Source organism: Effusibacillus dendaii (genome assembly GCF_015097055.1).
Taxonomy (GTDB): domain Bacteria; phylum Bacillota; class Bacilli; order Tumebacillales; family Effusibacillaceae; genus Effusibacillus; species Effusibacillus dendaii.
In genome coordinates, this window is the sequence record NZ_AP023366.1 from 673,071 (window position 1) to 698,763 (window position 25,693).

25 protein-coding genes and 2 pseudogenes are annotated in these 25,693 nt (G+C 45.4%); 5 read left to right on the plus strand and 22 right to left on the minus strand.

The window, feature by feature from the left end; translation table 11 throughout:
• Positions 1–42 precede the first annotated feature (42 nt).
• Complete coding sequence (locus tag skT53_RS18800) at positions 43–168, minus strand: hypothetical protein (protein WP_264175997.1); 126 nt, start codon at positions 166–168, stop codon at positions 43–45.
• A gap of 164 nt (positions 169–332) precedes the next feature.
• A complete protein-coding gene (locus skT53_RS03495; protein WP_200759788.1) occupies positions 333–1,244 on the minus strand; it encodes a LysR family transcriptional regulator in 912 nt (303 codons plus the stop codon).
• Between the two features lie 139 nt (positions 1,245–1,383).
• Between skT53_RS03495 and skT53_RS03500 the strand changes: the two genes are divergently transcribed.
• The 3 genes and pseudogenes from skT53_RS03500 to skT53_RS19095 form a co-directional block, all read left to right on the plus strand.
• Positions 1,384–2,451, plus strand: a complete 1,068-nt coding sequence (locus tag skT53_RS03500) for a YeiH family protein (RefSeq protein WP_200759789.1) — start codon at positions 1,384–1,386, stop codon at positions 2,449–2,451.
• A 111-nt stretch (positions 2,452–2,562) separates the two neighbouring features.
• Entirely contained in the window at positions 2,563–2,766 is a 204-nt protein-coding gene (locus tag skT53_RS03505; RefSeq protein ID WP_226375323.1) for a universal stress protein, read from the plus strand.
• Positions 2,767–3,116: 350 nt separating this feature from the next.
• A pseudogene (locus skT53_RS19095) lies at positions 3,117–3,263 on the plus strand (CocE/NonD family hydrolase C-terminal non-catalytic domain-containing protein); the annotation flags it as partial.
• Positions 3,264–3,467: 204 nt separating this feature from the next.
• On the opposite strand, the gene efeB reads toward skT53_RS19095, so the two are convergent.
• The 5 genes from efeB to skT53_RS03535 form a co-directional block, all read right to left on the minus strand.
• Positions 3,468–4,721, minus strand: a complete 1,254-nt coding sequence (gene efeB, locus skT53_RS03515) for an iron uptake transporter deferrochelatase/peroxidase subunit (protein WP_200759791.1) — start codon at positions 4,719–4,721, stop codon at positions 3,468–3,470.
• A 63-nt stretch (positions 4,722–4,784) separates the two neighbouring features.
• Positions 4,785–6,011: an iron uptake system protein EfeO gene (gene efeO / locus skT53_RS03520; RefSeq protein WP_200759792.1), complete on the minus strand. Its 1,227-nt coding sequence runs from the start codon at positions 6,009–6,011 to the stop codon at positions 4,785–4,787.
• A 172-nt stretch (positions 6,012–6,183) separates the two neighbouring features.
• The gene (locus skT53_RS03525; RefSeq protein ID WP_200759793.1) at positions 6,184–6,798 is read right to left on the minus strand and encodes a LysE/ArgO family amino acid transporter; all 615 of its coding nucleotides are present in this window, start codon (positions 6,796–6,798) and stop codon (positions 6,184–6,186) included.
• Between the two features lie 219 nt (positions 6,799–7,017).
• Positions 7,018–7,290: an HU family DNA-binding protein gene (locus skT53_RS03530; RefSeq protein WP_200759794.1), complete on the minus strand. Its 273-nt coding sequence runs from the start codon at positions 7,288–7,290 to the stop codon at positions 7,018–7,020.
• A 94-nt stretch (positions 7,291–7,384) separates the two neighbouring features.
• The gene (locus skT53_RS03535; protein ID WP_200759795.1) at positions 7,385–7,900 is read right to left on the minus strand and encodes a MogA/MoaB family molybdenum cofactor biosynthesis protein; all 516 of its coding nucleotides are present in this window, start codon (positions 7,898–7,900) and stop codon (positions 7,385–7,387) included.
• 467 nt (positions 7,901–8,367) lie between these two features.
• Here skT53_RS03535 and skT53_RS03540 point away from each other — a divergent pair, with 467 nt between their 5' ends.
• Complete coding sequence (locus skT53_RS03540) at positions 8,368–8,835, plus strand: DUF456 domain-containing protein (protein ID WP_200759796.1); 468 nt, start codon at positions 8,368–8,370, stop codon at positions 8,833–8,835.
• 12 nt (positions 8,836–8,847) lie between these two features.
• Here the strand turns inward: skT53_RS03540 and skT53_RS03545 are convergent, their stop codons facing one another.
• Entirely contained in the window at positions 8,848–9,189 is a 342-nt protein-coding gene (locus skT53_RS03545) for a LysM peptidoglycan-binding domain-containing protein (protein WP_200759797.1), read from the minus strand.
• A 176-nt stretch (positions 9,190–9,365) separates the two neighbouring features.
• Here skT53_RS03545 and lexA point away from each other — a divergent pair, with 176 nt between their 5' ends.
• Positions 9,366–10,010 carry a transcriptional repressor LexA gene (lexA, locus tag skT53_RS03550; RefSeq protein ID WP_200759798.1) on the plus strand — a complete coding sequence of 215 codons (645 nt, stop codon included), beginning with the start codon at positions 9,366–9,368 and terminating at the stop codon, positions 10,008–10,010.
• 79 nt (positions 10,011–10,089) lie between these two features.
• Here lexA and glnA (skT53_RS03555) read toward each other — a convergent pair.
• From glnA (skT53_RS03555) to mutS, 14 genes and pseudogenes are all read right to left on the minus strand, one after another.
• Positions 10,090–11,428: pseudogene (glnA, locus tag skT53_RS03555) on the minus strand (type I glutamate--ammonia ligase).
• Positions 11,429–11,520: 92 nt separating this feature from the next.
• Entirely contained in the window at positions 11,521–11,931 is a 411-nt protein-coding gene (locus skT53_RS03560) for a MerR family transcriptional regulator (RefSeq protein WP_200759799.1), read from the minus strand.
• A gap of 129 nt (positions 11,932–12,060) precedes the next feature.
• Positions 12,061–13,371, minus strand: a complete 1,311-nt coding sequence (glnA, locus tag skT53_RS03565) for a type I glutamate--ammonia ligase (protein WP_200759800.1) — start codon at positions 13,369–13,371, stop codon at positions 12,061–12,063.
• Between the two features lie 110 nt (positions 13,372–13,481).
• Positions 13,482–14,741 (minus strand): methionine gamma-lyase family protein, encoded by a 1,260-nt coding sequence (locus skT53_RS03570; protein ID WP_200760856.1) that lies wholly within the window; start codon positions 14,739–14,741, stop codon positions 13,482–13,484.
• Positions 14,741–16,051 (minus strand): GTPase HflX, encoded by a 1,311-nt coding sequence (gene hflX, locus skT53_RS03575; protein WP_200759801.1) that lies wholly within the window; start codon positions 16,049–16,051, stop codon positions 14,741–14,743. The genes skT53_RS03570 and hflX overlap by 1 nt, the downstream gene beginning before the upstream one ends.
• A gap of 326 nt (positions 16,052–16,377) precedes the next feature.
• A complete protein-coding gene (locus tag skT53_RS03580) occupies positions 16,378–16,959 on the minus strand; it encodes a hypothetical protein (protein WP_200759802.1) in 582 nt (193 codons plus the stop codon).
• Complete coding sequence (locus tag skT53_RS03585; protein WP_200759803.1) at positions 16,940–17,548, minus strand: GTPase; 609 nt, start codon at positions 17,546–17,548, stop codon at positions 16,940–16,942. The genes skT53_RS03580 and skT53_RS03585 overlap by 20 nt, the downstream gene beginning before the upstream one ends.
• The gene (gene spoVK, locus skT53_RS03590) at positions 17,545–18,537 is read right to left on the minus strand and encodes a stage V sporulation protein K (protein ID WP_404828934.1); all 993 of its coding nucleotides are present in this window, start codon (positions 18,535–18,537) and stop codon (positions 17,545–17,547) included. Before spoVK ends, skT53_RS03585 begins: the two co-directional genes overlap by 4 nt.
• A gap of 136 nt (positions 18,538–18,673) precedes the next feature.
• Complete coding sequence (locus skT53_RS03595; protein WP_200759804.1) at positions 18,674–18,889, minus strand: ferredoxin; 216 nt, start codon at positions 18,887–18,889, stop codon at positions 18,674–18,676.
• Between the two features lie 149 nt (positions 18,890–19,038).
• On the minus strand, positions 19,039–19,269 hold the full coding sequence (gene hfq, locus skT53_RS03600; RefSeq protein ID WP_200759805.1) for an RNA chaperone Hfq: 231 nt from the start codon (positions 19,267–19,269) through the stop codon (positions 19,039–19,041).
• On the minus strand, positions 19,266–20,252 hold the full coding sequence (miaA, locus tag skT53_RS03605; RefSeq protein WP_200759806.1) for a tRNA (adenosine(37)-N6)-dimethylallyltransferase MiaA: 987 nt from the start codon (positions 20,250–20,252) through the stop codon (positions 19,266–19,268). The genes hfq and miaA overlap by 4 nt, the downstream gene beginning before the upstream one ends.
• Positions 20,252–21,043, minus strand: a complete 792-nt coding sequence (locus skT53_RS03610) for a class I SAM-dependent methyltransferase (protein WP_200759807.1) — start codon at positions 21,041–21,043, stop codon at positions 20,252–20,254. The genes miaA and skT53_RS03610 overlap by 1 nt, the downstream gene beginning before the upstream one ends.
• Position 21,044: 1 nt before the next feature.
• Entirely contained in the window at positions 21,045–23,012 is a 1,968-nt protein-coding gene (mutL, locus tag skT53_RS03615) for a DNA mismatch repair endonuclease MutL (RefSeq protein WP_200759808.1), read from the minus strand.
• A gap of 6 nt (positions 23,013–23,018) precedes the next feature.
• Positions 23,019–25,622, minus strand: a complete 2,604-nt coding sequence (mutS, locus tag skT53_RS03620; protein WP_200759809.1) for a DNA mismatch repair protein MutS — start codon at positions 25,620–25,622, stop codon at positions 23,019–23,021.
• Between the last annotated feature and the right edge of the window lie 71 nt (positions 25,623–25,693).

A 25,693-nucleotide genomic window follows, 5' to 3' on the forward strand; every position in this document is an offset into this window, starting at 1 on the left:
CTGTTGCTAATACTGAGAAACCGCCTTGTAGAAATGCTTCTCTCAACGGTAACAGAGAGTTTGTGTAATCCCATGACCGCGACAGATTTCCGAGATGTTGGCGTCCGGAGTCATTCCTTTCACTACAATCGCCATCTTTTCTTCAGCAGACCGTTTTCTTCTTGGCATAATAAAACCCCCTTTTAATCCGCCTCTATGTATAGTTTAGAGTTTGTCTGGGGTCTTATGGGGGGAGTATAAACCGGCGAATCAACATCGTTTTCAGCATGCTCCTTGAAGCTGGAAATGATAGGATCTGTTGTCGGAAGGATAATGGAACTAACGATCCAACCTTATTCTCGTGATAGTCGTATCAAATCAGGTAAGGCTTCATTCTTGCGCAATATATCCAAAAACACCTCCGTGGCTTTCGTATGAAATTGCGTTGCTTGCATGATTAACGAAAATTTGCGGGAAACGGGAATTCCATTTATTTTTAGGGCTTTCAATGTGCCTAGTGAGATTTCTTTTCGAACAGCCCAGTGTGAAAGCAGAGTTATACCTAACCCCGCTTCTACAGATTCTTTAATGATCTGAGTACTGCCAAATTCCATGATGCTATGCGGCTGAAACTGGAATTTGGCAAACATTTTTTCAGTTGCCTCTCGTGTCCCCGAACCTTCTTCACGGACAATCCATGTTTCTTCACATAATTCGGATATTCGTAATTCCTTTCGATTCGCATATCGATGATTGGCGGAGATAATGACAAACATATGATCCTCTGCAAATGATTCAATATACAGCTTCTCATGTTTAAAGTCGCCTTCAACAATTCCAATATCCAATTGATGGCTGGCGACCAGTTTCGCAATTTCTCTTGTATTGCCAATGGTAATCGTAGGCTTTATCAATGGATACTGCTCGCGCAGGTGTGCAATGATATGGGGAAGTACATATTCACCATATGTATAACTCGCCCCAATCGACAAATTACCACTAGCCGTGTGCAATAAATCATCCACCAGGCATTGCATTCGGGTATAGAGTCCCAATATTTCTTTTGCGTGATGGTAAACGATTTCTCCTGCTTTGTTTAATCGTACATATTTATTGCTTCGTTCCAAAAGTTTCGCCCCAACCATTCGTTCAAGTGTTTGAATGTATTGGCTGACTGCAGGTTGGGTCATGTGCAATTCTTCTGCGGCACGTGTGAAGTTTTCCTTTTCTGCTACGGTAACAAAAACAAGCAACGATTGATCCAATATGACTCCCTCCGTAATTACAGATAATTCGTATATTTATTATACCTATTTACTTATTATTATTATTATAATGATTTATTTTACTTATTAATAGATCCGCATTATGATGGGAACTGTAAACAATAACGGGGGTGGCGAAATGGCGACTCAAGTAAAAAAAAACGTGCCGTTGACAGATGAAGCCAGAATTTCAAAGGATGAAATAAACAAGTTCAACAAAGCTTCGTCTTTTGGGTTATGGATGGGCGGAATTGCTTTTACGTTTGTCATTGCTTTAATGGGTTATGGATTAGCAAAGGTACCAGGTTTTGACCATATCGGTCAACTCGCCTCCGCGATCATCATTGCGGTTGTGTATCGTCAAATATGGGGATATCCAGAACCCATACGTCCCGGGATTCAATTTTCAGCAAAAAAATTATTGCGGCTTGCCATTATCTTGTTTGGGTTGAAGCTCAATATTGACATTGTTTTTCATCAGGGACTGGGTTTGCTTGTACATGATGTCGGAACGATTGTTTTCTCCATTTTCCTAACGGTTTTATTGGCTAAATGGTTAAAAGCTGATTCTTCCTTATCCCTTCTTCTTGGAATCGGTACAGGGGTTTGCGGGGCGGCTGCCATCGCGGCGGTATCTCCCATTCTAAAGGCTAAAGATGAGGACACAGCAATTGGAGCCGGGATTATTGCTTTGGTAGGTACTGTATTCGCCATCGCATATACCATTTTAAGACCTTTCATAGACTTAACGGGCATTCAATACGGCATCTGGTCGGGTGTAAGCTTACATGAGATAGCGCACGTTGCATTAGCGGCGGCTCCTGCTGGTCAAGACGCTCTGGCAATTGGCTTATTGGCCAAATTAGGGCGGGTCTTCCTGCTTGTTCCACTCAGCTTTATCCTTATGTATTGGATGAAACGAAGCGGGAAGGTTCAATCTGACACAAAAATCGAGTTCCCTTGGTTCTTGATTGGGTTTATTGTAATGAGTTTCTTTGGAAGCTATGTTCTTGGCAAGCATCTGTACGTTTCGAAGACTGTGATGGACGATGTAGCGAATTTTACAACATTTGTTTTAACCATGGCGATGGTGGGACTCGGGTTGAATGTAAGCTTGAAAGATCTTCGTACGAAGGCATTGCGACCGCTTATTGCAATGTCGATTACGTCAATCATTCTTTCCCTCTTAACGTTTGTTGCCATGTAATTGGATTTTGTACAACGAATGAGAGTGTGGTTATAAATGAAAAGAATTTTATTTGCCACTGACGGTTCGGAATACTCCGAACGGTGCGGATGACAGGGAATTTTTAGATGCTTGGCCGGAAGCAATCGTGTTCAATTCTTGCATCGAACGGGTCATCCGAGCATTTCAATCTGTGAGGTTGCCAAAGAAGAGCAGGCAGATTTGATCATCGTGAGGAGTCATGAGAGAGGCATTGTAGATCGTGCCTTATTAGGCAGCGTTGCACACGGTGTTTTGCACCGTTCTCATATTCACGTCCTTGTTGTCAGGAAATAAAATGTAAAAAGGGAGATGTGATTTATGAAACGCCCAAAAATCACTATCGTTGGTGCTGGGAATGTTGGGCCTACACTTGCACACTTAACTTTATTAAAAAAATAGGCGATGTTGTACTTATTGATATTGCCGAGGGCATTCCTCAAGGTAAAGCACACGATATGCAGGAATCAGTTCCTGTCGAATCTTTAAGTAAAAAAAACTACAACAGACCAATTAACGTACAAACTTTATCTTCAAGCTTTTGTAGGTAGGCAATAGGATCTTTTCGGAACCGGCGTCTTTTTGTACTTTCTGAGAGACGTTCACACCATTGTTGGCGAACATGGTTCTGATTTTATTCAACCAAAACATTAGAACAAGATGTGGAAGTGACAGGGCCTGTTGAAGCGGTTATCTACGCATCTTCTACATCTGACGATACCGACTTCACGGTGAAGTTAGTAGATGTTTATCCAGACGGAAGAGCTATAAACCTGTTCGCTCGAACAATTTAAGTTAACATAATATATATTATCGGACTCAATATACAACTCAAAAAAGAACCTATTGCCAATTTGTAACAAAAGTTTCGATCTAAATGGCCTTTCCTCACAACCGCAGAGTAAAAACACCTCTTGTTACAAAGTCACCGGATTTGGCCTTGCTTTGTTAAGAAGGGGGCGTGAGAAACGAAAGCCCCCAGCTCAAACCATCTTCAATTAAACAAATAAGGTTTCTCCTATATAGCCATCCTCTCTTACTCCAGGCGGACATGCAAAAACTGCGCTGCTTGTGTGAAGTGTATACTCGTTTAGAGCATCATGTGCAGCCAAACGACGCAATAAAGGGATAAATTGTTCAGAAATATTCCGTTGAAAGCTGATAAAGAAAAGTCCTGCATCAAGTTGGCCAGTTTTCGGATCAATTCCATCGACGTATGAATATCCCCGACGCAAAATTTTCGTTCCTTCGACATGGGCCAGTCGAACGTGAGAGTTTTCGGGCAGAAAATTGGGGTTAACCGGATCGAATTCATTTTTCATTCCAAATCCGGCGCCACTCAACTTTGTTCGGCCGAATGTACTTTCCTGCTCATCAAGAGAAGAGCGGTCCCATACTTCAATCAGCATCCGGATTCGACGTGCCACTAAATATGTGCCGCCCTGCATCCATGCTGGTTGATCCGATCCGTTTACCCAAACAAACTGATTCATCAACTGCGAGTTACCCGTGTCGATATTCGCTGTTCCATCCTTAAAGCCAAATAGATTTCGCGGTGTTTCCGCTACTCCTTTTTGATTCTGCGGTGTACTGAGAAACCCCTGCTGCAGCCAACGCACCGCAGCAACTCCTCGCGAAACACGTACCAAATTACGAACGGCGTAAAAAGCAATCTGCGGGTCATCAGCGCAGGCTTGGATGCATATATCACCACCGGAGCGTTCTGGTTGAAGGGCGTCTCCTGGCATAGCCGGAATCTCTGCCAACCCAGTCGGATACCGTTCCGCTAAACCAAACCGATCCATACCGTCTCGATTAAATAAGGTAGGACCGAATCCGATCGTAATAGACAGACCCGATGGGAACAGTCCTACAGATTCTCCCGTGTCCTCTGGAGGTAATTTGCGATTTGTTAAGTGATCTCCTACTTGCTTCCCGGCGCACATTCGCGCAGCTGCTTCGGACCACGTACGCAACAGATCCTGTAATTCCTTTCGACTCTCCGCCGTGACATCAAAAGCGGCAAACACCATATGACCCTGTGCCGGTGTGTCAATGCCGGCTTGGTGTGAACCGTAAAAAGAATACACTTTGTTTGTTCTGCCAAATTGATTCTCTGATCGCGTCATGCTTGCCGTTTCCAGCGAGGAGAACAACCTCATACCGCTGAGCCCCAACGCAGCCCCGAAACCTGTTGCAGCCGCCATTTTGAACATCTCTCTTCGTGAAATGGGCTGATCAAGTTTCCCCATGATAATGCCCTCCTGTTTGACAAGTTTTCTTTAAAAAACTTATTAAAGAATCTTCTCTGCTTGTTAAAGAATCTTAGCTGCTTGAGAAAGGGATTCCGCTGTACTGTCAATCTCTTGACCAATGTTCTTCGTGTCTTCCTGTTTCAAATTCGTGTAGGAGACAAAGCTATCTCCTTGACGGAACGAAATCAGAGTTTTATCCAAAACCGCAAATCGTTCGTCAATTTTTTTCACCAATTCCGGATCCTTTTGTTCTATAATCGTTTTAAAAGTGTTGTAGGCAGCTTTGGAGCCTTCTACATTGGCATACAAATCAACGAGATCTATATGGGAATACCGTTCTTCTTCACCAGTTACTTTAGACGTTCCGGCTTCATTGAGCAGTTCTACGGCACCTGAGATGACTTGCGCCGGTTTTAACGAAACGGTTTCCAGTTTCTGATGAAGTGCTTTGACATCCTCCAATAGTTGATTGGCATATTTGTCCTGTCCTTTTAATGAATGATCCATCCATAGAGCCTTTTCAATTTCGTGAAATCCGGTCCATTCTTCTTTTTCTACGTCGTTTTCTCTTGCATCAATCTTCGCATCTAGATCTCCAAAGCTTTCCGCTATCGGTTCAATCCGCTCATAAAATACCCGCGACGAACCATAAAGACGTTTTGCCTGCTCCATGTCCCCCTCATGTATCGCCTTTACAAACGATGTTGTTTCATCAACAAGAGATTGGCTTTGCTGAACTACATATTTTCGATATTCATCAATGGCCGCTTGGAGTTGCGGATTATCCGCTTTTTTCGCAATCTCATGATTAGTAACCGCATTTAACAAATCATTTATTGCTAATATCAGGCTGTCATTCAGTTTAGACAGCACCTCTTTATCGTATGGACTTTTCGATGAACCGGCGATTAACGGTTCCAGGTATTGTTCCACTGAAGTATATTGGGCCGGATAATCCGGTCTGACTTGTTCTTCAAACGCAGACCAGGTCTCTTTCAGTTTTGAGCCCAAATCTTTTATTTTGCCAGCATCCCCGGCATCCAGGTTTTTCCGAAATTCCGATGTAAGAGACAACAATTTCTCCGCGCCCTCTTTGACCTGAGATGATGCTGCCGTTTCGCTCGATGAAGATGCCACACTTTTGACGCTCTTTTCTTCTGGATTGGATGTCGTACCACACCCTGTTAAGGCGGAACTTGTAATGATAGTCAACGCTACCATCGTGGTTAATTTTCGCACTATATATTCCTCCCTATACCACTTGATTAATATGATATTGATAATCATTATCACTATATACGAAGAAATATTATTTGATTACCTACGAATCGTCAAGCGTTTTCCGGAAAAAAGTTTCCATAGTACCTAAATCTGATTCTTTCAGACTGTATGAACATAGGATCACAGTTCTCCCTATTAAACAACAAACCGGCCACCCTTATCGGGTAGCCGGTTGTTGTTACGAAATCAAGAACAGGAACATATAAATGGCCGCTCCCCAAATAACCAGGGCGGAAACTTTGTTCAAAATCAAAATGAATCGACCGCTTCGATCAACCTGCCCGACGATCCTGCCGATAGCAGCTAACCCCGCAAACCACATCCAAGAGACCACCGAACAGGATACAGCAAATATAATTTTCTGCGAACCGGAGTAAGCTAAAGAACTGGTTCCGATTACCCCGATCGTATCCAAAATCGCGTGCGGGTTTAAAAGAGACACAGAAGCCGCAAATGCAATCTGTTTTTTCGGCTTAAAAATCGTTTTGCTGTTTGATAGATCCTGCGGTGCTTTGCTGTTCCATGTCGTCCACCCCATGTATGACAAAAATAGGATCCCACTAATCAGCAACACCGTTTTCACCCAAAAGTTGCCCAGCACTAGAGCGGATACACCTAATACCGCCAAACTGATTAACAAAGTGTCACAAACTGACGCGGTAATTACTGCAGGCAAAGCGTGTACAAACCGTTTCTGCAACGCGCCCTGATTAAAGATAAACACATTTTGCACACCCAGTGGTAAAATCAGGCCGAACGCTAGTATGAAACCATGCACTACTGCTTGAAACATCGCCATCCTCCATTAGATCATTGAAATCATTCACATATAACAAGAATAGAAAATAGGATACCATATCAAAAAGTAAGATACGGAAGATCATAGAAAGTAAGTATACCATCATATTATTTACCATAATTACATTATGTAAAATAAATGCCGTAAAAAAAGCACCTCCGTCATGGTTGTTTCCCATTGCCGGAGGTGCCGTTATGTACCAAGATTTATCCGTTATTTAACCAGATCTTTCAGACCTGCTCCCGGCTTGAAAGTCGGTACTTGTGACGCAGGAATTGAAATTTCCTTTCCTGTCTGTGGGTTACGTCCTGATCGGGCCGCCCGCTGTCTTGTTTCAAACGTGCCAAATCCGATCAATTGCACTTTCTCGCCGTTTTGCATGGCTTCGCTGATTGAATCCAGAATTGCATTGACCGCTTTCTCCGCATCCGCTTTCTTCAAGGATGTATTTTCCGCAACAGTAGCAATCAAATCTCCTTTGTTCATCTGATATTCCCCCTTTGTATGATCCATTCATTGATCTTATTCGATACAACCTGACAAAATCCTTTTACTGACAGGGGGATTGAGGAAAAAAATCTTACTTCTTGTCTTTATAGATCTCTCTCATGACATGCCCCAGTTCAGGCACAATGATGCGAGTCATTGCCAGTTTAACGGCACCGCTGGAACCTGGCATGGAAAAAACAGCAGTACCTTTACAGACGCCTGCAATTGCTCGACTGAGAATGGCTGCTGGTCCAATGTCTTCAGTAAAACTTAGGTAGCGGAAAATCTCTCCGAAACCAGGCATCTTTTTTTCGAGCATGGAGTCAACAGCTTTATATGTCGTATCCCGATCGGTAATTCCTGTCCCTCCGTTCAACAGAATCGCTTCTATGTTCGGAGATTCTGCTCCTTCCGCAATCAATTTCCGGATCATCTCGTATTCATCTTTCACAATGCGGTAGTCTTCTACCCGATACCCATTTTCTTGTAACAATTGCATGATCAGTTGACCGCTGGTGTCAGTTTCCTTTGTGCGCGTATCGCTCACCGTAATTACCATACAGGAAACTATTTTTGGAGCCTCTTTCCTATGCTGTTCTGTTGACATCTATACTTCCCCCTTGTCTTCTTAGGATGTTAATTTAGTGAAAATCTTGGAATGACAGAACTGTATCTACAGTTCCATATTCTTTTTTGGCATAACCATTAAAATCAACCAAGCTGGATGGCTGTTGCAAAATTGAGGGTAATGCCTTGACTATAAGGGAGCGTATACTGGTTAGTTTGACTTATGACCTGATCTTCCAAAGTAAAGGTCAGACCTTTCGATTCATATGGATCTGTGCATACAAACTGGACCGAGTGTCGTATTTTTGAAAAAAGGAATAGACTTGTACAACGATAAACAGACGATGGGGAAAATAACAGAAAATAACAAGCGAGAACCGCGAAACCGTTTTACAAACAATTCCCCACTCACGCGACTAACGAAAGTAATCGTGATGTATGGTACATTCATTATACTACATATACCACGTTTATTTTAGGTATACACGTAAACGAGGAGGAATCCGTGTGGGTTTAGCTATCGCCATTATATTCTTTCTGGCCGGTGTTTTGTTTACAATTTACCCAATATTGCCGGGCGCACTATTCGTTCTTGCTGGGATGGTCATTTATGGACTGATGGAGGGATGGTCACATTTTCCGCTATGGTTTTGGGTTGTTCAGGTGATTTTAACCGCTCTGAATTTTACTGTTGATTGGCTGTCCAGTGTGCTTGGAATCAAACGGGCAGGCGGCTCAAAATGGGCTGTTTGGGGATCCATAATCGGTACCCTCGTAGGCCCCCTTGTAGCAGGCCCGTTTGGAATTTTGATTGGACCTGTAGCAGGGGCGATGATTGGCCAACTTGTCGCTGCCAGAAAAGCAAGGGAAATTACCCGAGTTGGAATTGCCGTTTTCCTGGGATTCATAATTGGAACTTTTACTAAATTAATGATCATAATGATTCAAATGATCGTTTTCGCTGTTAAATTCTGATGATTTGGCACGTTACATCTGAGGTAAACGCAATGTTAAACCAACCGGGAGTTGAGTGTTCTGTAACCCGTTATGTTTTCGAATTTGAAACACAACTTCCTGAACATCTTGATCGGGATAATAAGTTTTTGCAATCGACCAAAGCGTGTCGCCCGGTTGCACAACCACCACCGAATCGAACTGGCTCCCATAAGCCTGCTTGTCCCAGACAAGATTTAAGCCAATGGCAGCAAACAAAACTACACAAGACGTTATAAACAACATCATGACATTCTTGCTGAATCGATTTGTTTTCACTTCTCCACTCTGCGATTGTTCCCTGCGCCATGCGGAATAATTATAAGTTGCAAACATTTCCGACTCTCCTTTACGAACGTTTGTTCCTGTTTGAATCATAATACGAACTAATGTTCCTGTCAAGACAAAAATCGAACTAATGTTTGTATTTTTTACCAGCTTATGATATACTTCTTTTAGGAATAGTCTATGATTCGATTTGATTTCTAGTACACATAAGGAGAGTTTTCGAAATGAAAATATCCAAACGCCAAAAACAAATCCTGGAATTCATTAAGGGGGAAGTCAAGAAGAAAGGGTACCCCCCTTCTGTTCGGGAAATCGGCGATGCGGTCGGACTGGCTTCCAGTTCAACGGTACATGGGCATTTGGCAAGATTGGAACAGAAAGGTTTAATCCGCAGAGACCCGGTCAAGCCGCGAGCGATTGAAATTCTGGATTCCGAAACGGTTGAAACAGCTGGTTCCCCGCAAGCAAATGTTGTTCCTATTAACACCAATACAGTGATGGCGCCTATTATCGGCAAAGTGACCGCCGGCAGCCCGATTACCGCTATTGAGAATGTGGAAGATTACTTTCCGCTGCCTGCTTCATTTGTTGGAGATGCTGATGTGTATGTGTTAAGAATTGACGGAGAATCGATGATTGAAGCAGGTATTCATGACGGAGATCTTGTCATTGTCCGCAAGCAACAAACAGCAAGAAATGGTGAAATTATCGTGGCGATGACGGAGGATGACGAAGCAACCGTAAAACGTTTCTTTAAGGAAGCAGATCATATACGACTGCAGCCTGAAAATTCCTCTATGCAGCCGCTTCTGTATAAGCATGTAACCATTCTCGGAAAAGTGATTGGCGTTTTCCGATATGTATTTTAAGTCAAAAGCCACTCCATTGCAGGAGTGGCTTTTCTCATAGTCAAATCGCTTTTCTACAACTTATTAATAAGTCTGCTTATTAATAAGTCGTCAAATATTGATCCCGTTCCCAATCATGTACAGTTGTTCGGAACATATCCCATTCGATTAATTTTGCTTCCACAAAATGCGTAACCGTGTGTTCCCCCAAGGCCGAACGAATCACTTCATCAGCCAGCAATTCATCTAGGGCTTCCTTGAGAGATGCGGGCAGCGAACGAATGCCGACCTTTTCCCTTTCTGCTTCATTCATAATGTAAATGTTGCGATTCACCGGTTCCGATAATGGAAGATTATTCTTAATTCCATCCAGTCCCGCTTTTAACATGACCGCAAGTGCCAGATACGGATTGCAGGCTGGGTCAGGGTTACGCAATTCGATTCGGGTTGACAATCCCCGAGATGCAGGAATTCGAACCAGCGGAGAACGGTTTTTGGCTGACCAGGCAACATAACAAGGCGCTTCATAGCCAGGCACCAACCGTTTGTATGAGTTTACTGTCGGATTGGTGATAGCTGCAAATCCACGAGCATGAGCCAGGATGCCTGCCAAATAGTTTTTTTGCCACTTTCGACAGACCCAGTTCATCGCTCTCATCATAAAACGCATTCTCTTTTCCCTTGAACAACGATTGATGACAGTGCATGCCGGAGCCGTTAATACCAAAAATAGGCTTCGGCATAAATGTCGCATGCAGTCCATATTTACGAGCGATTGTCTTCACGACAAGTTTGAACGTCATAATATTGTCTGCTGCTGTAACGGCATCCGCATATTTAAAATCGATTTCGTGCTGCCCGATTGCCACTTCATGGTGCGACGCTTCGATTTCAAATCCCATTGCTTCGAGTGTCAATACAATTTCCCGACGGCAGTTTTCTCCCAAATCGAGAGGAGCCAAATCAAAATAACCGCCCTTATCGTTCACTTCCATTAAGGGTTCGCCTTGCTCATCCAGCTTGAACAAGAAAAACTCCGGTTCAGGACCCACGTTCATTGAGGTAAATCCCATTTCTTTCGCCTCTGCCAACACTTTTTTCAGAGTACCCCGGGGATCTCCTTCAAACGGTGTGCCATCTGGCATATAAATGTCGCAAATCAGACGCGCTACTTTCCCGTGCTCCGTCTCCCATGGAAAAATCAACCATGTGCCAAGATCGGGATACAAATACATATCCGATTCTTCAATTCGGACAAAACCTTCAATAGATGAACCATCAAACATCATTTTGTTGTCAAGCACTTTCTCCAATTGAGAAACTGGCACTTCGACATTCTTAATAACGCCCAGCAAATCGGTGAATTGCAAACGTATGTAACGAACGTTTTCCTCCTTCGCCATACGGATAATGTCAGCTTGAGTGTACTGGCGACTCATTGCCAAATCCCCCTTCAGTTAATTTTTTATGTACTCGCGGCACCTGGATGCCGCGTATTACATTTACAGTATAAATGTTGTTTAGGAAATATTCAGTGGAAAAATCTAGATAACTCTCCCCGGATTAAGGAACTGGACATACCATGCCTGCCTAACATTAATTCCTGTTTTAACAGATCGTGCAGTTCCTGGTCCGTTAGCTCCTTAACTTTTTGTGCTTCCTGTTTCGCTTCTTCGGTTACGGGCAACTCGGAAAATTTCTCTGTTTCACCCAACATTTTCTTGACACCGGCCATGTTGATCCCCTGGTCGATCAATTTTTTAATCTCCAATAGACGTTCTACGTCGTTAAAGGAAAACAACCGTTGGTTCCCTTCCGTCCGTGTCGGTTTTATCAATTCGTGCTGTTCATAATAGCGGATTTGGCGCGGGGTCAATTCGGTCAGCTTTTGAACAATCCCAATCGGAAAAAGAGCCAAATTGCGGCGCAGTTCATCGCTCATCTGATACCCCTCCTCTACCCTATTGATAATTTTATTATATTCGCAACAAGAAAAAGTTGTCAAATTATGTGAAAGTAGATTACACAAAAAAATTCCCTGACATTTGGAGTCAGGGAATCGACGTTTTTATTAGTTATACCGTTTTACTTCCCAAGGATGCACTTCCAAACGGTACTCATCCCATTCTTCTCTTTTTGTTGAAACATAGGCGTCATACAGGTGTCTTCCCAATGCACTCTTGAGAACTTCATCCTGTTCCAAACAGTTGAGCGCCTCATTCAGATCGGCCGGCAGTGCGTCAATTCCTTTTTCCGCACGAATGCTGTCTGACATATGATAGATATTTTCTTTCGTTTCAGCTACAAGCGGAAGTTTGTTTTCGATACCATCCAAACCGGATACAAGCATGAGTGCCAGAGCGAGGTACGGATTTGTCGTCGGATCCGGGCAACGAACTTCGATTCGGGTTGCCGCCTTTCTTGCAGCCGGAATCCGAATCAACGCCGAACGGTTCGAACAAGACCAAGCGATATAGCAAGGCGCTTCATAACCGGGTACGAGACGCTTATAAGAGTTGACCGTCGGATTGGTTACAGCAGCAAACGCTCTTGCGTGCTTGAGAATACCTGCAATATAATGACGAGCATCACTGGAAAGGCCCAATTCATCATTTGCATCGTAGAACGCATTTCCGCTTGCAGTGAACAACGATTGATTCACGTGCATTCCGGAACCGTTAATACGGGCAACCGGCTTCGCCATAAAGGATGCATAAAAACCGTGTTTGGCTGCCACTTCTTTTACAACCCATTTAAAAGTTACAATTCGGTCAGCTGTTACGAGTGCGTCGCCATATTTAAAATCGACTTCATGCTGTCCAATCGCCACTTCGTGGTGAAGCGCCTCTACTTCGTATCCCATTGCGTTCAACGTACGCGTGATGTCTTGGCGAGCTTTTTGACCTCGGTCTTTGGCGCTGACATCAAAATACCCAATTTCATCATGCGGGGTAAAAACCGGATTGCCGTTTTCATCTAACGGGAACAAGAAAAATTCCGGTTCGGGACCTACATTTAAACCGCTGTATCCAAGCGCCTCTGCTTTCTCCAGAGCACGCTTTAAGCAGGAACGAGGATCTCCTTCAAACGGTTTGTGATCTCCTGTGTAAACGTCACAAATGAAACGAGCTTCTTTACCTTCGCTCCAGGGCAGTACTGCAAACGTAGAAATGTCAGGCTTCAAATACATATCGGAGTTTTCGATCGAAGTAAAACCTGTAATGGAAGATCCATCGAACATGACTTCGCCTTCCAAAACCTTCTCCAATTGGCTGATCGGAAGTTCCAAATGCTTCAGGTTACCTATTACGTCGACAAATTGGAGAATAATAAATTCAACACCGTTTTCAGCTACCAGCTTTTTGATTGTTGATTGGTCCATAAATCCCGGTTCCTCCCCATTGCTCTATCTAAGTAAGTGTAAACTGTTTTTATTATATTTAACGGTATTATTGTTGTCAACGAATGTGAGAGAAGTTTACACTTAAAATTTCAAATTAACTTTTGCAAACGTAAGTTTTGTAATACATTCAGAACGGCGAGCTGTACATGCTCGAACGTAAGTCCCCCTTGCATAAAAGCGATATAAGGTTCTCGAATTGGCCCGTCAGCCGACAATTCGATGGATGAACCTTGTATAAAAGCTCCAGCCGCCATAATCACCTGGTCCTGATAGCCAGGCATATCCCAAGGTTCCGGTTTCACATGTGAATCGACCGGCGCCGCAGCCTGTATCGCTTCGCAAAAAGCAATCAATCGTTCTTTTGACCCGAATTGAATCGCCTGTATAATGTCTGTTCGCCGCTCATGCCATGCAGGGGATGTGAGGAGTCCGACTTTTTCGAAACAGGCTGCCGCGAATGCAGCTCCTTTCAGTGATTCCCCCACAACATGCGGAGCAAGAAAGAAGCCCTGCAAAATGGAACGATTTGTCCCCAGCATGGCTCCTTGTTCGGCCCCAATTCCTGGAGCTGTTAAGCGGGCAGCTGCCAAATCGACGTATGATTTTCGTCCGACAATATAGCCGCCGGAAGGTGCTAATCCGCCGCCCGGATTTTTGATTAAGGAGCCTACAATGATATCGGCTCCAACCTCTGTCGGTTCTTTCTGTTCGGCAAATTCCCCGTAACAGTTATCGACCATTACAATTACATCGGGCTTGATATTTTTAACATAACGCACCATTTCCGCAATCTCATCGACAGAGAAAGAAGACCGCCAGGCGTATCCGGATGAACGTTGAATGCCGATCAATTTGGTCTCAGGTTTTATTTTGGCAGCTACTTGCTGCCAGTCAACCCGATTTTCCCGTAACGGGACAGAATCGAATGTGATGCCGAAGTCACGTAAAGACCCGTTTCCTGCATCACCTGCCAGCCCAATCACTTCCTGCAGGGTATCGTAGGGAGAACCTGTTATGTAAAGCAATTCGTCACCGGGACGCAGCAAGCCAAACAGAACAGTGGCCAGCGCATGGGTTCCAGAGACGATATGCGGACGTACCAGCGCCGCTTCTCCGCCAAATGCGTCTGCATAAACCTGCTCAATGATCTCGCGGCCTCGATCGTTATAACCGTAGCCGGAGGAAGAAGCAAAATGAAAATCACTCACCTGAGACGATTGAAAAGCAGCCAGCACTTTGGCTTGATTTTGCAATACCACTTTTTCAATTCGATCAATCACAGGCCGCAGTTGTTGTTTCACTTCATCTGCCAAATCCAATAATTCCTGATCTGTTGCAAACCGTTTCATCACACCTTGTTCTCCTTTTCCAAAATCTCCGGATTCACTTGAAAACGCTCCAACTGTTTAGCCAATTCAGGAACTGCGTCCAAATCCAAATAAATGCCGTTTTCCAAAAAACGCTGCTGATACACTTTGCACCGTTCGTGCAAAGCAGATGTGAGCGAACCTTCATCATATGGCAAAATCACAGACATGTGCTGCGACTTTGTGTTGATGCAGCTGTCTATCGCTTGCATCAACTGTGGCAGTCCATTGCCGTTTAAAGCGGACATTTTGACTGTATACAATGCTTTGGGATCATCCGGCAGAAATTCTCCGTTCAAATAGTCCATTTTATTAAAAACGGTGATGATGGGCTTGTCCAACACATGCAATTCATTTAAAACTTGATATACAGTGTCCATTTGTATGTCATGTGCAGGATGGCTGGCATCTACAATATGAAGAAGCACATCCGCTTCGTTCGTCTCCTCTAACGTGGCCCGAAACGAATCGATCAGATGATGCGGCAATTGTTGAATAAAGCCCACCGTATCGGTGACAATTACAGTCCCTCCCTGCGGCAGACCGATTTTTCTGGCAGTCGGGTCCAATGTGTCAAATAATCGATTTTGACCTTCCGCCGTCGTTTGCGAGCCTGCACCGAAACGTTCGGTCAGTGCATGCAGGATCGTGCTTTTTCCTGCATTTGTATATCCAACTAACGCAATAACAGGTACCTGTTGTTTTTTTCTTCTTTGCCGCTGCGTACTGCGGTGCAGACGTACCTCCCGCAGTTCTGTTTTTAAATCCGCTATTTTGCCACGTATTCTGCGACGATCGATTTCCAATTTTGTTTCGCCGGGCCCGCGCGTGCCGATGCCTCCTCCCAATCTTGACATCGCTTTCCCTTTTCCGCTTAAACGAGGCATCAGATAGCTTAATTGCGCCAGTTCAACTTGCAGTTTTCCTTCTTTTGTCTTCGCCCGTTCGGCAAAAATATCAAGAATAATTTGGGTCCGATCCAATACTTTGCAGGGGAGACAGTTTTCCAGATTACGAACGTGTACAGGCGTCAGTTCACTGTCAAATACGATTATGTCCGCTTCCAATTCTTCCGCTAATGCGGTTAATTCTTGCAGTTTACCTTTCCCTATGTAAGTAGCCGGGTCAGCTTCGGAACGGTTCTGCACAAGCGAGGCAACCACGCGTGCTCCTGCAGTTTCGACCAATCCGGTCAATTCCTCAAATGCCAACTTCCAAATGCGGGTATCTGTCCGATCTGTATGCAGTCCGACCAATATTGCTTTTTCACGGTCACGGCCAAGATCTATCATCCGTTCGCCTCCATCTCGCATTATTGTAGCATATCCGGTAAGGATGAGCACTGTAATGTCAGGATCCCCCCATTGACCGCAGCCGGGTTGGAGGGAATCCTCTTAAAAAGGAACCTATCGTCACTGATCACAAAAATTAAACGGAGTGGTCTTGACGGTCACAGATTATGCATTTGCCGGCCTGTAGACTGTCACGTCGTAATTGAATGCGGGAAGCCGCTTGGCCGCGGAGAAATCCGGAGACCATTCCCTGCCGTCTGCCAATCCCGTAACCGATTAATATACAAAGCAACACGGATATCAATATCCAGGCAAACGAGTTCGTTTTAATCTCCCCCAATTATGTCATGTATCATATGAACGACAGGAGTTGCCACCAGGACCAGAATGGAATGTTCGGCACTAAGCAGCAAGGCAAAAATCAAACAGATCAGAGTCAACAGTGTCGTTTCCACACCGCCAAAACGAACTGCCGTATTGCGCTGGCCGGTTTGCATATCTTTATAGATGTCCATCAAATCATCCAAAAATTGAATCGTTGCAATAATCAAAATCCCCCACAGAGTCAACAGCGGACCGGCCAACACAAGTCCGATCGCCAACGCAATCAGGCCTTCTGCCCAGCCTGGCAATTTAGTCGGCATTTTCTCCAACAGATCATGTCCCATTCCGATTGCATAACTAGCCAGAAAGAGCACAAGGCCAACTTCCCTTGCAATGAAAACGCCAATTGCCAACATCAGCAATCCGTATGGGAGGACTGCTCTTCCCAGCTTGCTCGCTGCCGTTTTTCGACCAATACATTGGTCATATTCTAAATCGAGGTAATCATCCATAAATTTGATCGCGATACCGGTCAGCACGATCCCAACCAACTCAATCGTCCACTCAGACCAGTCGCCATACATATTCCTTCACCTCGGAAAACCCTTTCCGGTAAAGAGCGGAAACCGGAATGATTTTTTTGTTGCCCAACTCTTTCCGAAGGATCGAGAGTCCTTTTTCCGCCTCTGGCAGATCCATTTTGTTGGCTATCATCACATACCCTTCTTTAAAACCGCCCAATTCTGCAATTTGCAAGTCCAATTCCCCTAAGCGATGAAAGCTGCCTGCTTTTGCAATTTCATTGGGATCCACGAGGTGCAATACGCAATCAGCCGAGTGCAGTTCCGCCAACGTTTGTGCCATTGCATTGCGCAGTTCCGGATCTGGATGAATTCCATCCGACAGACCGGTTGAGTCGGTCAGTGTAAATTTTCGCGTTCCTTTTCCTTTTGGCAAGTCCAATTGAATCGATTGTAATGATTTGGTTTTATGCTGACCCAAACCGGATAACTCATGACGGGCAGACATCAAATCGTACTTGCGTTGACGGGTTGTGCCGTCCGGCAATTGAAAATAGACTTCCAAACGGTGCAAACCCAGAAATTCTGCGAAATTTACACAGAACATTGTCTTCCCCACGTTGGTTCGTCCTAACACCAGGCAATTTTTCATAGCTGTCCCCCCTCTTCAAACAGAAGATCTTCTGCCAGAATCAGCATTAAATCCTCTCTTGTCGGGTTTTTCACATCCAACAGCCTGACAGCCTGCAAACGAATCGCTCGCTCAATGGTATTGCGGACAAATCTGGCGTTTGCAAAATTCCCGCCTGATTGGCTGAGAAACCTTCGCAAATAATTCCGGAGTTTATGCTCGGCATCCGGGGATAACCGATACTCCCGCTTGCGAAGCATCTGGCGAGCGATTTGAATCAATTCCGCTTCTTCGTAATCATCAAATGTAACAGTGATGGGAAAACGAGATGGCAACCCCGGGTTGGTTCGCAAAAACAGATCCATTTCATACTCGTACCCAGCCAGGATCAGCACAAAATCGTTTTTGTGATCCTCCATCGCCTTTACCAGCGTATCAATCGCTTCTTTGCCAAAATCCTTTTCTCCACCGCGTGCCAAACTATAAGCTTCGTCGATGAAGAGAACCCCGCCTAACGCTTTTTTTACCTGTTCTCTCGTTTTTTGGGCTGTATGACCGATGTATTCTCCCACCAAATCCGCACGTTCTACTTCAATTAAATGGCCTTTTGATAAAAACCCAAGTTCGCGAAGCAGACGGGCCAGTATGCGAGCCACTGTCGTTTTGCCCGTTCCCGGATTTCCTTTAAAAATCATATGGAGTACAACCGGCTCAGCCGCTAATTTGGCAACCTGCCGTCGTTGCTGGATTTGTATCAATGCAAAAATCTCTTTAACGAGATCTTTTACCTGACGCAAACCGATCATATTTTCCAATTCTTGTAAGACCGTTTGAAACCTGGCCATATCCTGCTGAACATTGGATCGAGTCAGTTGGCGTGCTATCGTTGGTTTCTCACCAGAGTAGAGGCGTCGCAATGCGTCATTCAGTGCAATTTGCCCTGCTCGAAATTGCTCGAGAATCTCATCTAGGTCGCGGTAGGCGGGCGGTGTGGCACCGCTCCTGTTCAAAATCTGTCACCTCGCTTTGAAAGATTGCTTTATCATACGCAGCGATTGCACAATAGGTGAACGCCCCAAAAAATAAAAACCCTGCAAGAATAGATCCTGCAGGGTTTCGATGCAAATTTTAAATAATAAATTCAAATCAGTCTTCCCACTTGACAGATTCGGTCGGGCAACCGTCCCGAGCGTCCATCGCATCTTGCAAAAATTCTTCTGGGATGTCAACAAATCCCTCTGTGCCACCCGGCAATTTCACAAATGCGTAACCTTCATCATCCGAATCATACACGTCCGGAGCAGTAGAGTAGCAGGCGCCACATGCGATACAAGTGTCTTTATCGACATACGTTTTAGCCATAAAAAAAATTCACTCCTTCGACCCTTTATGCCTGAAAGTATAATCCATTTGTCATAAACAATCAACCGTTTTGATTTCATATTTTAAAAGATTTGGAACAGATATGTACTGCCTTAGAATTGACGAAACACAATCTGTCTATACTCACATTACGCTTCCATGTTAAAGTTGACGTTTCGCATTGGTGTGAACGTGGAAATCGCATGTTTGTATACCAACTGCTGCTTCCCCTCCGACTCTACAATCACTGTAAAATTGTCGAACGCTTTTACGGAGCCGCGGATTTGAAACCCATTCACTAAATAAATGGTAACCGGAATGTTTTCTTTACGAATCTGGTTCAAAAACGTATCTTGAATATTGATTTGCGGTTTGTTCACTTTGCGGTTCCCCCATCCTCTTTTATTACAACTGTATTCGAGACTTGCTGCCGAAATTCCTTCACCAGTTTGAAACAAGCGTTGTACAACTGATCCCAGGGAATCGTATCAATCGCAAACCAGTGGATTTCCGGATCGCGCCGAAACCATGATAACTGCCGTTTGGCGTATCGCCGGGAACCTTGCTTGATTCGTTCGACCGCTTCCTGCAGCGTAAGACGCTGTTCCAAGTACTCTATAATTTCTTTATAACCGATTCCCTGCATGGAAATCAAATCCTTGTGGGCTCCCCTCCTCAATAAACCGCTTACTTCTTCCAAGAGCCCTTGTTCGATCATGAGGTCGACACGCCGATTAATCCGGTCGTAGAGCAATTCCCGGTTTTCAGAAGTCAGTCCGATTTTTAGAACAGGAAATCTTGTATCCCCGTGGCTTTGTTTCGACTCCGACAATCGTTTCCCGGTAAATTCGTAAATTTCCAAGGCACGAATCACACGGCGGATATCATTCGGATGCAGCCGACTGGCAGTTGCCGGATCGACAAAAGCCAGTTGTCTGTGGAGCGCTTCCGGTCCTTCACGGCGAGCCATTTGCTCCATTTTTTCCCGAAAAGCAGCATCCCCTGAAAATGTACTGAAATCATATTCTTCCGTAACAGCTCTTATGTATAAACCGGTTCCGCCCACCAGAAAAGGAAGACGGCCGCGTTGCCAAATGCCTCTCAGCCAACCGTCAGCCAAATCGCGGTAATCGGAAACGGAAAACGGGGTATCCGGGTCAATGATATCGATCCCCCAGTGCGGGATCCCTTTCTTTTCCTCAGGCGTGATCTTGGCCGTGCCAATGTCCATCCCCCGGTAGATTTGCATCGAATCGGCCGAAACGATTTCACCATCAAACGCAATCGCCAATTCGACACTCAATTTACTTTTTCCAACGGCGGTGGGACCGGCAATCACAACCAGTCCACAGTTGTCATTCATCAGGATTCCTCCTCTTCGATCCGTATAACCGAATAGGTAAATGTGCTGGAACGACGAGTTGCAGCAGGGAACCCTAAACGTAAGAATTCACCGCCACCAGCTCTTTCTTTCAGAACCACTGATTTGCTGGCCACCCGCTTCGCTTCCTGAATCGTTTCGATGGACAGGGGGGCGGCGTCTGACAGCATTCTGACCGTATCAAATGCGGTCGATTTCTCAACCGTGGACCGAAACATCGGATCGAAGTATACCACATCTGCAGACCGATCGGGCATCTTACGTAAAAAGGATAAATGATCCGTCTGGACCACTTCAATTCGCTGCATGGCTTCCTTCATTTCCGGAAAATCGGGTATCCAGTCATGAAGCCCTTCTCGTACCAGGATAGCCAATATTTTACTTTTTTCGAGACCAATCACCCGGCCGTTTTCACCCGCCGCGTGGGAAAAAACGATCGCATCCGCCCCCATCCCCAATGTGCAATCAATGACTGTATCGCCTGGTTGCAAACCCGATTTTTCGATCAAATAATCGGTTTCTCCAGCCAGCATCCGTTTTACCCGAACATTTGCCATCGAAGGGTGAAAAAACAGTTCCTGATCACCGATATGCAGGGTCAACCGATGACTGACCACCAGCACCAAAGAGACTCCTTGTGTTTGCGCCATCCGGCGCACCGTGCCTTTCCTCGGTACGAATGGCGCCTTCAGTTCATCAGCCAAGCGGACAGCCGTTTGCACAAACATTTCAGACGGGTTAGGTGCCGTTGTCACCAAAAGGGAGTCGGTCAAGTCACATCACTCGCTTAAACTGTTTTTCCAAGTCGTATGTGCTCATATGGATGATGATCGGACGGCCATGCGGACACGTATACGGATTTTCCAATTTGGCAAGCTGCTCACAGAGCGCATTCATTTCCTGCATGGAAAGCCATCTGTTTGCTTTAATCGCCGATTTGCATGCTTTCATAATGATTTTGTCTTCAATCAGGGCGCGAGGATCTTTGACTTGCTCCATCAATAATTCGTCAATCAGTTCGGCAGTCAATCGCTGTGTGTCCAAACCATCCCATATATCGGGAACAGACCGGATCAGGAACGACCCGCGGCCGAACTGTTCCACCTCTATGCAAAGTTCGGACAGTATGCTCATTTGACTGACCAGCTTTTCACTTTCTGACGAAGACAGTTCCAATGTTAAAGGAACGAGCAAAGGGAGCGGGTGAATCTGTTTCTCCCGCAACCTGTTTCGAAATTTCTCATACAACACTTTTTCATGTGCCGCATGCTGGTCAATTATATAAAGTCCTTCCACACTTTCCGCAATCACATACATGCCAAGCGCCTGTGCAATCGGTCGAAAACGGATTGCGGGAGCTTCCTTCGCTTCGGCTGCTTCTTCCATAACGCTTTCATCCGTTCCGTCCGGCAGATGTTTTGCCGCGGCAGTTGCTTCCGCCGAGAATGGTGCAGACGGTTCGACTGTTGACTGATTTTCACCGTGTATCTGATTCTTGGCAGTCTGTTGATCGGTATGTGTTGTCTGATACAAATGGATTGCCGCTTCTCTAGCTGCCTTCGGATCGCTGGAACCACCGTTCACACGGGCCGGATAATCAAACTTGAGACTTGGTTGACGCATCCGTTGTTTCGAACCGAACGCAGGCTGCTCCGGCTGTGTTTGAGGCAGCGATGTTTGTGGCAGCGGTGTTTGTTGCGTCTGTGGTTGCCGTTCTGAAGCAATCTGTTTGGCAACCGCCTTTGGAACTAAAGAATGTTGTTCTAAAGCGGATCGAATTGCCTGTTGAACAGATATCGACAGATCCTTTTCTTCTGAAAATCGGACTTCCAGTTTTGTCGGATGTACGTTTACATCGACCAGTGAAGGGTCCAACTGTATATGCAAGATGCAGACCGGATACCGGTTGATCGGTAACAGTGTATGATACGCATTGACTACCGCCTGAAACAGGAGGTAACTTTTGATGTAACGTCCATTCACAAAAAACGTACAGTGGTTCCGGTTTGCTCGATTTAACTCAGGAAATCCGGCCAGTCCTGTGATCCGATAGTCGTAATTCTCCCAGGCGACAGATGCCATCTGTTTGACAAGTTCCCGTCCGTAAACGGCAGCCGCCGCATGTAAAATCACTCCATCCCCCGGTGTTTGCAGCAGCAAGCGGTCATTGTGATACAAACGAAACGCCACCTCGGGTCGGGCCAATGCCATTTTTTCTACAAAATCGACCACGTGCCCCAGTTCGGTCTGCATCGATTTAAGATATTTCAATCGGGCAGGCGTGTTAAAAAACAAATCCTGTACGGAGATTTCGGTTCCCTGCTTGGCAGCCGAAACTGTTGAATCGGTGATGCGCCCCGCCTCCACATGCAAACATGTGCCAGCCTGCTCCGTGGAGGTTCTTGTCTTGATTTGCAGGCGGGAAACGGCCGCAATGGACGGCAGTGCTTCACCGCGAAACCCTAATGTCTGAATGCGAAATAAATCTTTGTCGTCCAAGATTTTGGAAGTAGCGTGGCGTTCAAATGCAAGCGGCACATCAGAAGAATCGATACCGGAACCATTGTCGGCGACCCGGATCATTTCCAGTCCTGCCTGCTGCAATTCGATCAATATCTCAGTGGCGCCCGCATCCAGTGAATTTTCCAGCAGCTCTTTGACGACAGACGCTGGCCGCTCGACAACTTCACCGGCTGCAATTTTGTTCGCCAGCAAATCGCTCATCACCTGAATTTTAGCCATTTACAGTCATCCCTTCCCGACCATTTTCTGCAGTCGATGTAAGGTCGTTAACGCTTCAATCGGTGTCAGGTTCATCAAGTCAATCGATTTAATTTCCTCAACAAGCGGATGGGATTGTTCATCAAACAGCGACAATTGTGACGTTGCCGATTCCGATGATAGTTCCGGTTCTATTGCAACCTGCTGCTTTGCATCAGACAGGTTTTCCAGAACGTGTAAAATTTCATTTGCTCTTTGCAATACTTGAGGCGGGAGCCCTGCCAGTTTGGCCACTTGTATGCCATAACTGCGGTCGGCCGGCTGACTGACAATTTTGTGCAGGAAAATGATCGAATCCCCTTTTTCCTCCACTAAAGTCGAATAGTTGTTGACGCCTGGCAGACGATCAGCCAGTTCTGTCAGTTCATGATAGTGAGTGGCAAACAGCGTTTTCGCACCAGCAGTCGGTGATTGGTGCAAAAATTCAACTACCGCTTGTGCAATCGAAATTCCGTCAAATGTGCTTGTCCCACGTCCGATTTCATCCAAAATAATAAGACTTTTGCGGGTAGCATAATGCAAAATATTCGCCAGTTCCACCATTTCCACCATAAATGTGCTGTGTCCGCCTGCTAAATCGTCCGATGCCCCAATTCTTGTAAAAACGCGGTCAACAATCCCTACCTCCGCCCGAGCGGCAGATACGAAAGAACCTATCTGGGCCATGATGACGAGTAGGGCAACCTGTCGCATGTATGTGCTTTTACCGGCCATATTAGGACCGGTAATAAGAGCAATCTGGTTGTTTTTACAATCCAGTTCGGTGTCGTTTGGTACGAACGTATCCCGTTTTAAAACCGCTTCTACGACAGGGTGTCTGCCTTCTACAATGACAAGGCGGTCCGATTCGGTAATCACCGGTTTCGTAAATCGTCGTTCGACTGCTACTGTCGCCAAAGATTGCAGCGAGTCAATCTGCGCAATCGCTTCTGCCGCCAGTTGGATATCGGGGAGTTCTGCCGCGACTCGATCGCGCAGTTGAATGAACAGCTCGTATTCCAATTCGGTCATTTTGTCTTCCGCTTCCAGAATGAGGGCTTCTTTTTCCTTCAAATCGGGCGTTACGTAACGTTCCCCGTTGGCCAGAGTCTGTTTCCGTTCAAAATAGTCGGGCACCAGATGCGTATTCGCTTTTGTTACTTCCAAATAGTACCCGAATACTTTGTTGAAACCGACCTTCAGAGATTTGATTCCCGTTTTTTCCCTCTCCTGCTGTTCCAGTTGGGCAATCCATTGTTTGCCTTCCCGGCTGGCTGATTTCAGGCGATCCAGATATTCATCGAATCCTTCACGAATTAAGCCTCCGTCACGAAGTCCAACAGGCGGTTCATCAACGATAGCAGACCGGACCAAATCGACCGTCTCATTCATTTCCCGAATCTGTTCCCCAATCCTTTGCAGCAGTTCGCTTTGGCACCCCAGAAGTCGGCGGCGCAGTTCAGGTAAAATGGCCAAAGAATCGGAGATCGCCAAAAGATCCCGTCCGTTCGCCGATCCATACGCTACCCGTCCCATCAAACGTTCCAAATCGTAAACGTTTTGCAGCATCTGCCGAATATCTTCACGAACAAGCAATTCGTTAACCAATTCCTCTACCGCCTGCAGCCTTTCTTCGATTTGCGTGCGGACTGCCAGAGGACGTTCAATCCATTTTTTCAAGAGGCGACCACCCATTGCGGTAACCGTCCGATCCAACAGCCACAAGAGTGATCCGTGCCTGCTTTTTTCGCGGATCGTTTCTGTCAATTCCAGGTTTCGGCGGGAAAACGAATCGATCACCAAATGTGTTTCTCCCGACAATAAAACCGGTTTCTTTAGATGCGAAAGGCTGCGTTTCTGTGTCGCTTCCAAATAAGAGATCAAAAAGACTGCTGCCGTTACAGGCGCTTTCTTTTCCGACAGACCGATCGATTCCAAAGATATCAACTCAAAGCGTTTCAGCAAAAATTCAGCCGCTTTTGTGTCTGAATAGACAGATTCATTCCGTGTGACCAGACAACGGGTTTGGTTTTGAATTGACTCAACCAGTTCGGCATACTCCTCCCCATCCGGAACAACAAGTTCAACTGGCTGAAATTGCTGTAATTCATCCCAAACCGATTCGACCTGACAATGGTTAACAAACAGTTCTCCGGTGGTAATATCGCAGAAGGCAAGACCGATTTGCTCTTCTCGCAAGACCAATGCAGCAATATAATTATTAAGTTTATCCTGGACGTTCTTGCTGTCCATGATGGTGCCAGGAGTCACAATTCGGACAATTTCACGTCTGACGATTCCTTTCGCCTGACTGGGATCCTCCACCTGCTCACATATGGCTACTTTATACCCTTTTTCGATCAGGCGTTGGATATACATCTCAGAAGAATGGTGAGGGACACCGCACATTGGAATTCTCTCCTCTGCGCCTCCATCACGCCCTGTCAACGTAATTTCCAGTTCTTTCGCCGCTGTGATTGCATCTTCAAAAAACATTTCATAAAAATCTCCCAACCGGAAAAACAGCAAAGCGTCTTTCGCCTGCTGTTTAACGGCGAGATATTGTTCAATCATCGGTGTATAGCGTGCCATCGTATCCTCCAAACCAGCAACTTGACCCTATTATAGCATGAAAAAAGTAGAAAAGAGCATGATCGCTCATG